The organism is Streptomyces canus (genome assembly GCF_030816965.1).
GTDB classification, from domain to species: domain Bacteria; phylum Actinomycetota; class Actinomycetes; order Streptomycetales; family Streptomycetaceae; genus Streptomyces; species Streptomyces canus_E.
The window spans coordinates 9,157,519-9,172,413 of record NZ_JAUSYQ010000002.1; the positions used below are offsets into that span (position 1 = coordinate 9,157,519).

At 70.1% G+C, this 14,895-nt stretch carries 10 protein-coding genes and 1 pseudogene; 6 read left to right on the forward strand and 5 right to left on the reverse strand.

The genetic code is table 11. The annotated features are described in order from the left end of the window. Positions 1 to 47 precede the first annotated feature (47 nt). The 3 genes from QF027_RS42765 to QF027_RS42775 all read right to left on the reverse strand — a co-directional run bounded on the left by QF027_RS42765 (position 48) and on the right by QF027_RS42775 (position 3,109). On the reverse strand, positions 48 to 1,220 hold the full coding sequence (locus QF027_RS42765) for a cellulose binding domain-containing protein (protein ID WP_307080808.1): 1,173 nt from the start codon (positions 1,218 to 1,220) through the stop codon (positions 48 to 50). Positions 1,221 to 1,242: 22 nt separating this feature from the next. Then, the gene (locus tag QF027_RS42770; protein WP_307080810.1) at positions 1,243 to 2,553 is read right to left on the reverse strand and encodes a cellulose binding domain-containing protein; all 1,311 of its coding nucleotides are present in this window, start codon (positions 2,551 to 2,553) and stop codon (positions 1,243 to 1,245) included. Positions 2,554 to 2,776: 223 nt separating this feature from the next. Continuing rightward, positions 2,777 to 3,109, reverse strand: coding sequence for an RICIN domain-containing protein (locus QF027_RS42775; protein WP_373432472.1), 333 nt, complete (start codon positions 3,107 to 3,109; stop codon positions 2,777 to 2,779). Positions 3,110 to 3,450: 341 nt separating this feature from the next. Here QF027_RS42775 and QF027_RS42780 point away from each other — a divergent pair, with 341 nt between their 5' ends. The 5 genes and pseudogenes from QF027_RS42780 to QF027_RS42800 all read left to right on the forward strand — a co-directional run bounded on the left by QF027_RS42780 (position 3,451) and on the right by QF027_RS42800 (position 7,309). Then, entirely contained in the window at positions 3,451 to 3,711 is a 261-nt protein-coding gene (locus QF027_RS42780) for an SDR family NAD(P)-dependent oxidoreductase (protein ID WP_307080812.1), read from the forward strand. 54 nt (positions 3,712 to 3,765) lie between these two features. Next, positions 3,766 to 4,010 (forward strand): annotated as a pseudogene (locus tag QF027_RS42785) (ABC transporter ATP-binding protein); the annotation flags it as partial. Between the two features lie 244 nt (positions 4,011 to 4,254). Further along, a complete protein-coding gene (locus QF027_RS42790; RefSeq protein WP_307080814.1) occupies positions 4,255 to 4,611 on the forward strand; it encodes a hypothetical protein in 357 nt (118 codons plus the stop codon). Between the two features lie 5 nt (positions 4,612 to 4,616). Beyond that, a complete protein-coding gene (locus tag QF027_RS42795; protein ID WP_307080816.1) occupies positions 4,617 to 5,645 on the forward strand; it encodes a hypothetical protein in 1,029 nt (342 codons plus the stop codon). Continuing rightward, positions 5,642 to 7,309: a hypothetical protein gene (locus QF027_RS42800; protein WP_307080818.1), complete on the forward strand. Its 1,668-nt coding sequence runs from the start codon at positions 5,642 to 5,644 to the stop codon at positions 7,307 to 7,309. The genes QF027_RS42795 and QF027_RS42800 overlap by 4 nt, the downstream gene beginning before the upstream one ends. Here the strand turns inward: QF027_RS42800 and QF027_RS42805 are convergent. Beyond that, positions 7,293 to 9,089 carry an APC family permease gene (locus QF027_RS42805; protein WP_307080820.1) on the reverse strand — a complete coding sequence of 599 codons (1,797 nt, stop codon included), beginning with the start codon at positions 9,087 to 9,089 and terminating at the stop codon, positions 7,293 to 7,295. The genes QF027_RS42800 and QF027_RS42805 overlap by 17 nt on opposite strands. A 191-nt stretch (positions 9,090 to 9,280) precedes the next feature. Then, the gene (locus tag QF027_RS42810; protein WP_307080822.1) at positions 9,281 to 12,241 is read right to left on the reverse strand and encodes a GH59 galactosidase; all 2,961 of its coding nucleotides are present in this window, start codon (positions 12,239 to 12,241) and stop codon (positions 9,281 to 9,283) included. A gap of 167 nt (positions 12,242 to 12,408) precedes the next feature. On the opposite strand from QF027_RS42810, the gene QF027_RS42815 reads away from it, so the two are divergent. Further along, positions 12,409 to 14,223 carry an ABC transporter ATP-binding protein gene (locus tag QF027_RS42815; protein WP_306973485.1) on the forward strand — a complete coding sequence of 605 codons (1,815 nt, stop codon included), beginning with the start codon at positions 12,409 to 12,411 and terminating at the stop codon, positions 14,221 to 14,223. The last annotated feature ends 672 nt before the right edge of the window (positions 14,224 to 14,895 follow it).

Below are 14,895 nucleotides of genomic sequence, written 5' to 3' on the forward strand. Positions count from 1 at the left end.
CTGTCGCGCGTTCAGATCCTGTCTTCCCGACGGATCCCACGCGGGCGTCAGCAGCCGATCGGTGAGGAGCCCAGGGCCACGTCGTCGAACCAGAGAGTGTCGTCCCCGGTGCCGTAGCTCTCCCACCCCAGGCGCAGGCCGGTGGGGCGGGGAGGGGTCCTGCGGGCGAGCCACTGCCCGTCGACGTTCTGGGTCGCCACCCCGTCCACGTGCAGTCCGGCGACCTCCTGGTCGTCGACCCATGTGCGCATGGACTGGGCGGTGGTGTCGATCTGGAACCGCAGGCACAGCCACTGCCCGGTCGGCAGCGGCGTGCTGAGCGCGACCCCCGCCGGGCTCTGTTCCGGCAGCGTCGCGTCGTCGCTCTCGCGGTTCCACTGCAGCGCGCCGTTCTGCCCGCCGACGCGCAGCGCCCTGCCGCCCTGTGAGGCGTCCGGCATGGATACGAAGGTGACGTGGCCGGTGGGCAGGGCGGTGGTGTGCCGGACCCGCATGCGTACGTACACCACGGGCCCGACGGAGGACAGATCGCGGGTGGCGGCTGCGAAGACGTGGTTGCAGTAGCCGGCGCCGCCGTCGACGCGCAGCGACCTGGTGCCGCTGTAGGCGACGGACGTGTCGACGCTGACCTTCCCCGTGCCCTGGCAGTCGGGTGCCGTGGTCTGCCAGGGGCCCGAAGGCACGGTACCGGTCTGGTCCTCGAAGTCGGAGCAGATCGTCGCCCCGGCGCATTCGACCGGCGCCGTGGCTGTCGCGGTCGCGGTCGGTGAGGCGGTCGCTGTCGGGGTGGGGCTCGCGGTTCCGCCGCACGGCGTGCCGTTGAGGGCAAAGGCGGTGGGAGCCGGTTCGGCGGTGTGCCAGGTGCCCTGGAGCCCGAAGTCCACGGACCCGTCGGCGGCGAGCACGGCATTGTGCGCGACGTTCACTGCGGTCACCGCGCTGCCCGACTGGCTGACCTGCGCGTTCCAGGCGGACGTGACCTGCTGGTCGCCGCCGTAGGTCCACTCCAGCCGCCAGCCGTTCAGGGCGGCGCCGAGATTCGTGACGCGGATCTGGGCGGTGAAGCCGCCGGACCACGCGTTGGTGGTGTACGTGACCGTGCAGCCCGTCGCCGCGCCCTGAGCGCGCGACGTCGCGATGGCAGGAAGGGCCACCGCCACCACGGTCAGCACCAATGCGCAGAGCGGCAGGCGGTGGCGGCGCACGCGTAATGAAGTCATGGCCATGATCAATCTCCGAGAGTCAGGACGCGGTGCAGGAGAGTGTGCCGAGGTCTCGGTCGTCGCCGCTGAGCGTCATCCCCCAGGTCGTCGACGCGCCCGGTGCCAGCGAGCCGTTGTAGGAGGCGTTGTGAACGGTGGTGGCGGGGCGGGACGGATCCAGCACCGCGTTCCAGCGGTTCGCCACGGTCACACCGTCCGGCAGGGTGTGGTGCACCGACCAGTCGGTGACCGGCCGGGACCCGGTGTTGGTGACCGTGACATCGGCCTGGTACCCGCCCTGCCATGAGCCGGTCAGCTTCCACTCCGCCGTGCAGGCGGTGCCGCCGGAGGGGCTCGGCGCGGGAGTGGGAGGTGGTGTCCCTCCGGAGCTGTCGGTGGTGTAGGGGACGGCGGTGTAGTCCTGCGAGCAGCCTCCCGCGCAGCCTGACGGCAGCGAGAAGGAGTACGTACGGCCGCCGCCCAGCCAGGCGTCGGCTGCGTCGCGGATCCGTATGGTGAAGCTGCTTTGGCCGGAGGCCGTCGCGCCGATGACGTAGGACTGCCCCATGTCGCTGTTCATTGCGGCGTCGGTCCAGGTGCCGTTCGCCAGGTACTGGACGCCGTGGATGCCGCCCGCCAGATGGGAGACGGCGATGGCGGGCCAGTACCGCTGGGCTCCCCTGAGGAAGCCGATACGGATGTCGCCGCTGTAGTCCGGGGCCGGGACGAAGCTCCAGGAGACATGACGGTTGTTCCAGTGGTCCGGGTACATCGTCCCCACCGGGGTGCCGCCGATCCGGAAGCGGTTGAGGGAGTCGGTTGCCAGGTCGAGGTGGTTGGGGTCGTCCCGGCACCAGGCGTTGGAATCAGCGCAGCTGTCCGCGACGAGCATGGTCAGGGTGGCCCCGTTGTACTTGTCGGCCACCCAGGAGCCGTTGCGGCAGAAGGGCCGGTCCGGGGCGCCGTCGTTGGTGCCGGTGCAGTAGTCCCCGATGGTGACCTTGACCCAGCGGCCGCAGTTGCGGCCGTTGTCGAAGACCCCCTTGACCGATGCGCTTGAGTCCGGCACCGGGCGGGGGTAGGTGCTCGAGTAGTCGCCGGGTGTGTTGAACACGTTGAGCGCCACGAAGTCCTGGCTGTCCAGTTCACGCTGTGGCAGACCGCAGCCGCCGTAGGGGCTGCCGAGCCCGGCGAAGTGGGTCGCGTTGCCCAGGACCTCAGTGGCGGCGGCACTCGCCGCGGGCGGCTGGGCCGCCGCGGCCACGACAGGTAACGCGGCGCAGCAGAGCGCTGCCAGCAACGTGGCGGTGCGCCTTCGGGCCGGCGAGCGGGGGGTCGAAAGAAGCTGCATGGGGGGATCCGCCTTCTCGTGACGGGGCGCCGTGACGTTCGTATGGGAGTCCTCTCGGAGGGAGGGGAGTGAGCGCTGGAACACCTCACTCATGGGAGCGCTCCCACAATCTCCGTATCCGCGGACTGTAGAAGAGGGCCATGCCCCTGACAAGGGGGTGGGTTCCCGTCGGAGTTTTCGCCCTGTCCGAGCCGGGGCGTGCCCGGCCCGGACAGGGGTGGAGTCAGCTGAGGTTCCACTTCTGGTTGATGCCGCCGTTGCACGGCCAGGTCACCACCTTGGTGCCGGACGTGGTCTGGTGGTTGTAGGCGTCCAGACACAAGGTGGTGCCCGACATGGTCACCGTCAGCTGGCCGGACCCGGTGCGGGTCCAGAGCTGGTTGGCCCCGCCCTGGCCGTCACGGATCTGCACCTGCGTACCTGCCATCGTCGACGCGTTCGGCACGTCCAGGCACTTGCCTGCACCCACCGCGTGCAGCGCACCGGAAGTGCTGGGCGGCGGTGGGGTGGTGCCGCCGCCGTCGAGACAGAGGAAGGTGATGGCGTAGGCGAGCATGCCGGTCATGGTCCCGGGGACCAGCTGGGGACCGCACGGTGTGCGCGCTGGTGCACGACGGCCCGTCGCGTCCACCGCCTGCACTCAGATTGAACCTGATATCTCCAGAAAATACCCTTGCCCTCACTCCTGGGGGTCAAGGGGTCGCAGGTTCAAATCCTGTCGTCCCGACGGTGTGAAGGGTCTCCGCGGGTGAACACCTGCGGGGGCCCTTTTCGTATGGGCCGCTTCCGAGGCGGGCGGGGCTCGGCCCGTCACGAACGCCGCACCGGGAATGTGAGAGCGGGTCAGGTGGCTTGGGTCGGTGATCCGACCGACTGATTCCGTGGACAGGGGTGCTCATGCACCAGACGGATCCAGCGCCGAAGACCGCCGTCGTCACCGGCGGGACGGACGGCATCGGCCGGGCACTCGCGGAGTCGCGACTGCGGCGGGGCGACACGGTCGTGATCGTCGGCCGTGACCCGGACAAAGGTGCGGCGTTCCTCGCCCACGCGCGCGAGTCGGGCGTGGCTGACCGGGCCTCGTTCATCCGCGCGGACCTGAGTCTGCTTGCTGAGAACCGCGGGTGCTCGCCAGGGTCCTCGATGCGGTCCCGGTGATCGACGCGCTGCTGTTCTGCGCCCGCCACTACCGTTCCGACCGGGCGGAGACGGCTCGACGTCTCGGTCCAGGCACAGATCCTGCGGCTGCTCGCCGAGCTGCAGGCCGACACCGGTGTGGCGTATCTGTTCGTCTCGCACGACCTCCCCGTCGTACGGCAGATCGCCCACCGTGTGGTGGTCATGCGGGCCGGCCGGGTCCTGGAGAGCGCCCCGGCCGACGAGCTGTTCCGGGCCCGGCCCATCCGTACACACGCGATCTGCTGGCCGCGGTGCCGGGCCGGACACGGGCCCTGTGATGCGCATCGTGGTGGCCGAGGACCCGCGCGGTCGCGCGCAGTCGCCGGTAAGGGAACCTTCACTCGGCCGAGCAGGCTCGAAACCGGCGCACAACGGCCCGCTTCCCCCCACGCCGTTGTGGGCGATCGTGGGCGAGGACGTACTGACCCTGTAACGAGCGTCAACGCGCCCTCGCACAGCAGGCGTTCGGCCTGGCAGAGTGGGGTGGGTACGCCGCGCGGCGGCAGGGGAGGCACGGGAGACATGACGGCGACGATCTCCGTGAAGGTCGAGGGACCGGTCGGACTGGACGAGCCGGAGCAGCTCCTGGAGGAGCTGGGACGGGAGACAGGGCTGACCTGGCGGCTGGAGACGGCCGGGCAGGACGGCACCCTCGACGGCGGCCTTGCCGCCATCATGCTGGAGGCGGTGCTGGGCGGGACCGTCGGCGCCGCGGTGCAGGTCGCCGTGCAAGGGGCGATCGAGAACTGGCGGGGCCGCAGGCTCGATCCACCACCCGTCACCATCATCGTCGTCCAGCCGCCGCAGACCTCGCCGCCTGCCCAGGACCCGCAACCCGCGCCGCGCACCGACGGCCTCGCCACCCCCGAGGGGAGCTGACCGGCATGGCTTCCCGGGCGCTCGTGATCGGCGTCGGTACATACGATGAGGAATCCGGCATACAGGGCTATCCGACGATCGAGGCGAGCGCCCGTGCCTACGGGGCCGCGCTGGCCCGGGACCCGCGGTGGGGCGCCGCTGCCCGGTCCCCGGTGCTGGAGCCGGACGAGGTGCGGACGGCCGACGACGTGATGCGCGCCCTCCACGAGGCGGCCGCGGCCGGCGAGGGACCGGAGGACACCCTGCTCGTGGTGTACGTCGGGCACGGCGCCTACTGGCAGGACGTGCCCGGCGGCCAGGTCCACTTCGCGGTCGGCTCCTCGCGTGTCAGCGAACCCTGGACATGGCTGTCCGCCTGGTACGTGTACCGGGCGATCAGGAGGAGCCAGGCCGGCCTCAAAGTGCTGATAGCGGACTGCTGTTACTCCAACATGCTGCCCCACCTGGGACCCGAGTCCGTCCTGCCGGGCGCTCTCGGCACCCGTTCCAACGGCACCTGCGTCCTCACCGCGGTCGGCGGCAGCGTGCACAACGCGTGGGCCGGCGCCTGCCAGAACCTGCCTCACCCCCTCGACACCTGCACGCCCTTCAGCGGCCATCTGCTGAACGTCCTCGGGCAGGGCATGCCCGATCACCCCGAGGACCTCACCCTCGGCGCACTCCGCGCCGGTATCGACGAGGGGATGCAGGAGTGCGGCGTCCACCACGCGCCGCGGATGCTCCTGAACGACGCCTCGGAGGCGGCCCCGCTGTTCACCAACCACGCCAAGGGCCGCCGGCCCCGCACCCGCGCGCTCGGCACAGTGGACGAATGGGTGCGCGAGCTGCTCCTCAACGGCGAGCGCAACCTCCCCGATCTGATGCGCCGACCCGACCTCGCGGGCCGCGTGGTCGTACGGCTGAAGGCCGGGGACGAGCAGAGCCGCGACCTGGCCCGCCGCGTCGACCGGAAGGCCGGCGAACTGCTGCCCGACCCCGCCGACTTCGTCCGATACTGGGGTGAGATCGAACCCGCGATGCTGGGCGGCGGATGACCGGCGCCGACAGCGCCGCGGGCGACCGCCGCACGGATCACCTCTTCCAGCCGGACCTGGCCGAGTCGCTCAACGAGGCATACGCCTGGGTGGCGCGGGCCGAGGTCAGGCAGTTCATGGGCATCCTGGACAGGATGCGCAAGGAGCATCGCGAGGCGATGGCCATGCGCGCCCTGTACGCCTTCGCGCTGCGCCGCCCGGTCGACGAACTGGTCAAGCTCGCCCACCACTTCGACCCGCGGGACGGCGTCATGCTGATGGCGACGGCCGCCCTGTCACGGCCCGTCGGGGAGGCCGCCGAGCTGGCCGTGATGCAGCAGGAGGCGGAGTCCGGCAGCGAACGGGCCCCGATCACCGCGAGCATCGTGCACGACGTGGCCTGCCAGCGCACGGCCTTCGACGTGGCGGTGTTCGTACGGGTCGTGGAGGAGCGGCGGTCCGACCTCGCGGAGCGCACCGTGCAGGTGTTCGCGGGCCCCGGCTCCGGCCGCACCAACCTCGACAAGGCGTTGCTGTACACCGCGCTCCGCGACGAGGGCTGCGACCGCGAGGCCGACCGGCTGCTGGAACTGACCTTGCGGGCGATCGCCGACAGCGAGCCGGGCGCCGGGCCGGGCGAGGAGGGCGAGGAGATCGCCGACCTGTCGGGCGCGTTCCAGCACCTCAGCCCGGTCGGACGGGTCCTGGAGCGCTGGATCGAGGAGAGACTGAAGGCCTCGGACGCGACCCAGGTGGAGATGACGCGGCGACTGGTGGCGAAGCTGATCGCCCGGCGCGGCGCCGGTCACGACGCACTCGCCGAGCACATCGGCCGCACCACGCGGCCCCGGCACGTGGTGAAGCTCTGCGCGCTGCTGGCGAAGGAGGAGGACTCACCCGCCAAGTGCGCCCTGGTGCGGCACTACGCGGCTGGGCACACGAACGTACAGGAGCTCGCCGCGCTCGTGTCGTACTGGCACAAGGAGCCGGCCCTGACCCGTACCACCCGGGAGCTGCTGGCCGACATCGTGGCGGGCTCCGCCACCCCGGGCTCCGCCCCCCGCCCCCTCGACGAGCTGAAACACCTGGACGAGTGGCTGCCGGAGAAGGACGCGGCTCCCGAGTGCTCCCGGCTGCTGCGCCATGTCGCCGCCGTGAGCGTCGAGGGGCGCTCCGGCACCGAACTGGTGGCCCTGCTGGACAACGTCGAGCGTAGCCGTGACCGGACCCGGGCCGCGGACGAGGCGGGGCGCCGGCTGGCCGTGGCTGTCATGGAGCCGCACGCGGACCGTGACTGGTTCGTGGAGTGCCTGAGCGCGCTGCGGACCCGTCACTCGGTCGCGGTGGACGCGGCCTGCCGCGAACTCTCGGATCCCTCAGCCCGGTTGACGGTCGACGCCGCCCTGGTCGCCGATGTCGCGGCCCGTCTGCACCGCGCAGACCTGCGCGACGAGGCCTGGACGCTGCTCGAACGGTTCCTGGAGAACGAGCAGTTGGTGACTCCGGCCGCCGTCGTCGAGGTCGTGGGCGGGGTGCTGGCGCTGCCGCTGCCGGACGCCGAACTGCTGCTGCGGGCCACGGTGGGCCGCTGGTCGGACGTGGGCCACCGCGATGACGCGGTGGCCGAACTGCGGGCGGCCGAGCAGCACGAGGCGGCGGAGTGGGTCATCAAGTCCCTGCGGTGATGGGCACTTCCGGAGGTTCACGGCGGGGCACGGGCAGGGTGGGCGGCACTGTGTCCATGTAGCGTCGGCAGGCCCGGACCAGCAGCGGGAAGACGACAGCCGCCGACAGGGCCACGATCAGCTGCGGCACCAGGGCCAGATCCTCTCTCAGGACGTCCCGCAGCAGTGTGCACGACACGATCACGGCCAGATGCGCGAGAAGCAGCAGCACCGGTCGAACCGCCGGGTCCCCGCGGGTGGCGAAGCGAGAGACGTGGTCCCGGGCGTCGTAGCGCCTGAACAGGCCTCCTATGAAGGGCAGATCGCGTCTGGCCAGCCAGGGGAGCCCGAGCAGCAGCGCCGAGCCGATTCCCACGGCGGCCATGCCCCGCCACACGTTGGGCCACCCCGCTTCGAGCATCACGACGGCGATCGCGACGAACGCGGTGGCGGAGAGCGTCAGGTGCACCATCCGGCGCGTCCGCCCGAACCCGGGCAGTCTCAGCGCCACCAGGACGACGCCCGGCGTGGCGTACACGACCAGCGTCGGTACGCTGTTGAGGGCGACCAGTTCCTCCCAGTTGCCCCGCACCACGATGAGCATCGCCAGCCCTATTGCGAAGTTGACCAGCAGGATCATCCAGTACGCGTCGATCTCGCCGCCCCGGAACCGGAACGACGCCCGGCGCGCCGTCTGCAGTCCGCGGTGGGTCAGGTGGGCGCGGCTGAGGGCGGCGACCTCGCGGGTCAGGGCGTGGGTGAAGACGATGCCGGACCCCATCGGGGACAGCACCGCGTCCACCCGGATCAGCCAGGCCAGCCAGGTCATCGTCGCCGCCGCTGCGAACTGGGAGTACGGCGATTCGAGCATGTTCCCGGTGAGTCCCTGGCAGTGCCTGCCGAACACGTACTGCAGCGCCGTGTACAGCACGAACGCGCCGACGAGAGTGCCGTACACCGCCCAGCGCAGCCGCGCCGCCTCGCCCATGCCCCGCCGTTTGACGTTGCCGGCGAAGTCGAGCGGCGCCTGGAAGCCGATGTACGCGTAGATGACGGCGCCGCCCAGCACCACGTACAGCGGTGACAGGTGCCCTGCCTGGCTCTGCAGGTGCTCGGCGGTTCCCGAGCGCCCGCTGAGGTACCAGACCTGCTCCGGCTTGCAGCTCTCGGCGGCGTCGAACGCGGCGAACCCCAGACAGACGATGATCAGCACCGGAACCAGGACCTTCACCATGGTGATGAAGAGGTTCAGCCGGATCAGCCGGCGTGGCGGCAACAGGTTGAGCCCGACGATCAGCGCCATGAACACCACAGCCCACAGGACGCCGGTCATGGAGAAGTCGTAGGCGTGTTCCATGCTCTGCGGGGTGGGCGCGGCGACGTTCCTCAGCACCTCCCCGTTCCGCAGCAACGACGGGAACCAGTACGCCAGTCCGTGGACCATGGCCACCGCCTCGCTCGCCGGATTCACCGCGTACACGATCCACAGCCCGGCGGCCACGACCGTGGCCACCAGCGGGCCCGCGGCCTGCAGGGGGAGGAAGATCAGGCCGCCCGTCTTGGGGACGGCGATGCCCAGTTCGACCATCACGGCGGCTATCAGCAGCATCAGCGCTCCGCCGGCTGCCCAGGCCCACACGGCGTTGTCACCGGCCGCCCAGTGGGCTTTACCGGCCGCCAGCAGCCACCCGGAACCCACGACGCCGCCGGCGGCGAGCCCCACCAGATCCAGTGTGGACAGCCGACGGCGTTCGTCGGCGTCCTCCAACGAGCCCGACCGTGCCGAGCCCCGCTCGCCCATCCACCCCAACTCGTCCCCCTCCCCCGGAGTTACCGCCAGACCAGGTTATCTTCGTGAGCGACGCGGGAGGCGGTGGACGGCAGGTGAGGAACCGGTACTGAATCGATGCCGGTACGACGCCTTGGCGGGTTTCCGATCATTGCCCTTGGCCGGCGGGTCCGCCCGAAGGGGCGGGCCCGCCGGTGGCGTCGTCAGGGCTCCGTGCGGACCAGCCTGTCGTAGGCGTCCACGAGCCTGCTCGCGAGCTGGCCGACGCCGAGGACGTCGAGGCCCTTCTGCCCGCGCACCGCTGCCCTGGCGGCCGTGCGTGCGGTGGCGAAGTCGGCCCAGGAGTCGGCCGTCCAGTCGCTCCGGTCCGGGGAGCCCACCGCGTCCAGGGCGGTCCGCAGCGGTGTCGTGTCGACCGGCCCGTCCACGTCGCCGGAGAGTGCGGTGAAGGCGTCGAGCACGAGCTTCCCGGACTTGAGGGTGAACGTCGCCGTGTGTCTGCCGTCGGGCAGGCCGCGGAGTGAGTACGTCGCCTGACGCTTGTCGGTGGCGGCGGTCTTCGCGTTCCGGGCGACGGGCCGGCCGTCCACGAAGACGTCGAGGACGGCACTTGCGTCGTTGCCGCCGATGACGTCGATGCCCGTGCCGCGGAACGGGACGGTGACGGTCGCTCCCGCGGTGGCGCTGGTCGACGTCGAGCGGTACCAGTTCATCGCGTCGCCGAGGGCGGCGTTCCGGCTCCAGGTGCCCTCGTAGGCGACCGAGCTGTCCATGTTGTCGGTCAGCGTGGCGGCGTACGGGGTGTAGCCGGCGACCTTCTCGACCTTCAGGTTGTCGAACGCGGTCGTGTGGAAGTCGGTGCCGAGCTTGACGCGGCCCTCGGTCACCGGCGTGGGGTCCTGGTAGGTGGCGACGGCCTGGCCGTCGACGTACGCGGTGACGGTCGCGCCCTTGGCCTCGACGGCGAGGCGGTAGCCGTCGGCCGCGGCGACCGTCCCGGTCCGCAGCGCCGTGCCGTACCGGTAAAGGGTCCAGCTCCCGGTCGGGCCGATCCCGACGCTGTACGCGGCGTCGGTCGCGGCCATGCCCTTCTGCTGGCGTACGCCCAGGGTGGCGAGGCCGCCGGCCGGGTCCGGGAAGGAGACGTCGACCGAGGCCCGGTAGTTCTCCCAACGGAAGTCGCCGACCGTGGTGTTGGGGGTGTTCCGGTTCCAGGCGCCGGTGTCCTTCATCGACTGGTCCAGGTACTGGTACAGCACGTTGTCGCCGCTGGGACCCTTGCCGACCTCCCAGGCGCCGGTCTGGTCGACCAGGTAACGGGGCTGGTTGCCACGGGAGGTGAGGTACGACTGGGAGACCTTGCGGGCGCCGTTGTCCGTGCCGACCGCGACCCGTCCCTCCTCCTCGTACCCGAAGTCGTCGGCGTACAGGTAGGTGTCGTGGGTGTCGTGCTGCTTGCCGGTCGCGTCGGTGTCGAGGACCGTGCGGGCGGCGGTCTCGGGCAGGCGCTGCTTCGTCGCCTTGTCGGAGCTGCGGTCGAGGGTGGTGAACGTGACGATCGAGCGTGGCTTGACCGTGTAGGTGTAGTAGCCGTCGCCCTCGGGCCGGATCTGGGCGGCGAGATGCTTGAAGTCGGCGTCGTAGGCCTGGCCGGGGTCCGCGGCGCGGGTCTCCCAGACCTCCATGGTGGGATCGCCGCCCAGGGCCATGTTCTCGGCCTTGATGCGATAACTCTTCGTCCGGTCACTGTCGTTGACGGCGATCGTCGAGAAGTCCTTCTTCGCCGGGTCGGCGAGCGTCATGTAGCTGGGGGCGCCGTTCGAGCCGTCGACGTTCTCGGTGCCGCTGACGCCGCTGTAGCTCGCCTCGGGCACGGTGCGCCAGATGCCGGCCGTGTTGGTGTCGTTCTCCCAGCCGGTCTTCGCGAACTGGGTGAAGTGCTGCATCACATACACGGCGGCGTCGTAGTGGATGCTCCCCGACCACGGGTCGCGGGCGCTGACCAGCTCCTTGTGGCTGTACTGCGCGCCCTCGTAGAAGGCCCCGATCGCCGGCTGGAAGATGTAGTGCGTCCGCTTGGAGTTGGCGTAGCTCTTCACGGAGCGGTTGGCGAGGTCCAGGGCGCTCTGCACACCGCCGATGCCCGTGCTCGCGCCGCCCGGCCCCTCGCTGTTGGAGACCCGGTAGTCCGTCCAGCCGAAGGAGCCGACGCCCTCGCTGTACCAGACCTCCTTGTCCTGACCGTAGGTGTTGTCGCCGGTCGCCAGCTTCGTGTACGGCCGGTACGTGGCGCTGTCGGACGTGCCGTCGAGTCGGTCGTCGGTGGTGTAGTGGTAGCCCACCGCGTCGACCATGCCGAAGAGCTCGGTGTCCGTGAGCATCGCCGGGCCGATGTTCTTCGTGGTGTTCTCGTCCGAGGCGACGATCTTGATGTCGTGGTACGCCTTCGCGGCCGACTTCTGCTGCCGGGTTGTCAGTCCATAGCGGGAATCACTGAATTCGGTGTCGTTGGCCAACGTGTTCTTGTACCACTTGATGAAGGAGATGTCCGGTTTCTGGGTCTCGTTGGTGTCCGGATTCACGTAGTCGACCATGTACCCGTACTTCTGGTACGCGTCGAGGATCGTCTCCTTGTACCAGCGGTACATCTCGTCGGTGCCGGTGCCCTTGTTCCACTCGGTCTGCACCCACTGGGGCATGACCCAGCGCAGGATCGACACCTTGAGCTCCGGGTTGACCGTCTTGGCGTCGGCGGCGAGCTGGAAGCCGGGGGAGCGGGACGCGTCGGCGAGTTCGTCGCGGGTGCGCATCGTCGCGGGATCGGAACCGGTGGAGGTGTTGGTGTCCGAACCCATCTCGATCTTGACGTGGTTGATCAGGGGGCTCTTCCCGCCGAACAGGACCCTGATGAGCTGCCAGTACCGTTCGGGGTGCTCCGCCTTGTAGTCCATCAGCAGGTTGCTGGTGCTGTTGCAGCTGAGCAGGCCGAGGCCCTTGTAGGTCAGGCCGTTCACGTTGTCCGCGCGTACGTCGTTCCCGTCGACCACGATCTGCACGGGATCGTCCGCGGAGTGGGCGGCGGGCGCCGCGGTCACTCCTGCCGCCAGTGCCATGGTGGTCGCCGCGGCGAGGGACGCCCAGCCGAATCTTCGCTGCATACCCATTCGGGGGACCGTAGGCGGCAAGCGCTTTCTACGTCAATCCCCTTGCGTCACTCCAGATTTGCCCGTCCCCATGGGTGTGGCCTGCCGAAAAACGCGTGGACCGCGAAGGCGTCGTCGCGGGACACTGCCGAATTCGGACCGCTACTCCCCATGCACACAGGGTTAGAATGCAGACGCCTGAGCTAGAGAAAACCACGCCGCGCAGGGGCGCCGTGCTCCTCGCGCTTCGTTACTACGGACGGGAGTTGGCCCGGCTCCGCCGGCTGACGGTTCCCGCCATGCTGCTGTTCGCGCTGGGCGGCATCGGCCTCAACTACATCGCCCCGCTGATCGTCGCGAAGCTCGCCGGCGACATCGCCGACGGCGCCGAACTGACTGTCGGATCAGCACTGCCGTACGTCCTGGGTTTCGCCGGTGTCCTGCTGCTCGCGGAAGCGCTGTGGCGGGTCGCCCTGCACTGCATGAACCGTCTCGACGCCCTTGGCATCGAGCACCTGTACGTGATCGGAATGGACGAACTGTTCGCCAAGGACGCCACGTTCTTCCACGACAACTTCGCCGGCTCCCTCACCAAGCGCGTCCTGAGCTTCGCCACCCGTTTCGAGCCGTTCGTCGACACCCTGGCGTTCCAGGTCGTGGGCAACGTCGTACCGTTGCTGTTCGGCTCGGTGGTGCTGTGGCGCTACGAACCGCTGCTCGTCGTCGGCCTGTTGACGATGATCGCGGTGACCGCCCTGTGCGCGGCACCCCTCATCCGGCGCCGCCAGGCACTGGTCGCCGAGCGCGAGGCGGCGGTCGCGCGGGTCTCCGGACACGTCGCCGACAGCCTGATGAACATGGACACCGTCCGGGCGTTCGGTGCCGAGGCACGCGAGGCCGCCGAACACCGCTCCCGCGTCGCGGCCTCACGCCGGCTCACGCTCCGGTCGTGGGACTACGGCAACCTGCGCATCGACACCTTCGTCGCGCCGATGTCCGTGCTGACCAACGCGCTGGGCCTGCTCCTCGCGGTCACACTCGGCGGAGGCCGGCACGGTGTGGAGGCGGTCGTGGTCGCCTTCACCTACTACTCCAACGCGACCCGGATCATGTTCGAGTTCAACCAGATCTACCGTCGCCTGGAGAGCTCGATGACGGAGGCCGCGCAGTTCACCGAGCTGCTGCTGACCCCGCCGACCGTGCTCGACCCGCCCTCGCCCGAGCCGCTGCTGCCCGGGAAGGCCGACGTCCGCTTCGAGCGGGTGAACTTCGCCCATGCGGGTGCGGAGTTGCTCTTCGAGGGGCTCGACCTGTTTGTGCCCGGCGGGACGAAGGTGGGGCTCGTCGGCCGGTCCGGCGGCGGCAAGACCACACTCACCCGGCTGCTGCTGCGGATGCAGGACATCGACGGCGGCCGGATCCTGGTCGGCGGACAGGACATCAGCAGACTGCGCCAGACCGACCTGCGCGGTCTGATGGCCTACGTGCCGCAGGACCCGGCGATGTTCCACCGCACCCTGCGGGACAACATCGCCTTCGCCAGGCCCGACGCCACCGAGGCCGAGATCCGCCGCGCGGCCGAGGCGGCACACGTCACGGAGTTCGCCGACGCGCTGCCGGAGGGCTTCGACACCCTGGTGGGCGAGCGCGGCGTCAAACTGTCCGGCGGACAGCGCCAGCGCGTCGCCCTCGCGCGGGCGATCCTGCGGGACGCGCCGATCCTGCTGCTCGACGAGGCCACCAGCGCCCTGGACTCGGAGAGCGAGATCCTGGTCCAGGAGGCGCTGTGGCGGCTCATGGAGGGGCGGACGGCGCTCGTGGTGGCGCACCGGCTGAGCACGGTCGCGGGCATGGACCAGCTCGTCGTCCTCGACCGCGGGCGGATCGTCGAACAGGGCAGTCACCAGGAACTGCTCGCGCTGGACGGCCCGTACGCCAAGCTGTGGCACCACCAGTCGGGCGGGTTCCTCGAAGAGGACCCCGTGGAGGTCGAGCTGCGCTGAACGGGGCGAACGGAGGCGAGGAGGTCAGGTGACCAGGGGCGTCCTGCGCGGGGCCCTGCGCGGACCGGTGAGCAGTGACGCTGACCGTGAGGACCGATCCGCTGCTGTGGAGGTATCGGCTGTGCTTCTTCTTGACCCGCCGGGATTCCTGGCCGACCCCAAGGACTGCCGCACTGGCCCTATGGTCAGGCCGTCGACGACGCTCTGGCCGCCCGGAGTATCCCGCCGGCAACGGTACGGGCCCATCACACCAGCCTCGAACGCGGCATGACCATGTACACGGTGATGACGTGGGACGTCAGCCGGACCGGCGGCCGCGGTGGCCTTCAGCTGCACTGGCAGGAACGCAAGGGCTGGTTCTATGCCCTGGCCGGGCTGAGCCAGTTCGACGTCCACTTCAACACCGTGCTCATCCCGCTCGGTACGCCGATGGTAGTGCAGCTGACTGGGCGGCAAGGGGTCGCAGGTTCACATCCTGTCGTCCCGACGGTGCGAAGGGTCTTCGCAGGCGGAGCCTGCGGGGGCCCTTTTCGTATGAGTCGTGTCCGGCCTTCGGCTGCCGGCAGCGACGCAGCCGATCAAGACGCCGGAATCCGCAGGGCGGGGATGGCGGCTCCGCCGGGCGGGCTTGTCCAACTCGCCTCAGTCAGGGGGCCTCGTGGACGGCCGCCC

Bases quoted from the DNA above. Each gene is read 5' to 3' on its own strand.
- QF027_RS42765 (WP_307080808.1), bottom strand. From the start codon at position 1,220: ATGACTTCATTACGCGTGCGCCGCCACCGCCTGCCGCTCTGCGCATTG.
- QF027_RS42795 (WP_307080816.1), top strand. From the start codon at position 4,617: ATGGCTTCCCGGGCGCTCGTGATCGGCGTCGGTACATACGATGAGGAA.
- QF027_RS42775 (WP_373432472.1), bottom strand. From the start codon at position 3,109: ATGCTCGCCTACGCCATCACCTTCCTCTGTCTCGACGGCGGCGGCACC.
- QF027_RS42780 (WP_307080812.1), top strand. From the start codon at position 3,451: ATGCACCAGACGGATCCAGCGCCGAAGACCGCCGTCGTCACCGGCGGG.
- QF027_RS42805 (WP_307080820.1), bottom strand. From the start codon at position 9,089: ATGGGCGAGCGGGGCTCGGCACGGTCGGGCTCGTTGGAGGACGCCGAC.
- QF027_RS42770 (WP_307080810.1), bottom strand. From the start codon at position 2,553: ATGCAGCTTCTTTCGACCCCCCGCTCGCCGGCCCGAAGGCGCACCGCC.
- QF027_RS42810 (WP_307080822.1), bottom strand. From the start codon at position 12,241: ATGGGTATGCAGCGAAGATTCGGCTGGGCGTCCCTCGCCGCGGCGACC.
- QF027_RS42800 (WP_307080818.1), top strand. From the start codon at position 5,642: ATGACCGGCGCCGACAGCGCCGCGGGCGACCGCCGCACGGATCACCTC.
- QF027_RS42790 (WP_307080814.1), top strand. From the start codon at position 4,255: ATGACGGCGACGATCTCCGTGAAGGTCGAGGGACCGGTCGGACTGGAC.
- QF027_RS42815 (WP_306973485.1), top strand. From the start codon at position 12,409: ATGCAGACGCCTGAGCTAGAGAAAACCACGCCGCGCAGGGGCGCCGTG.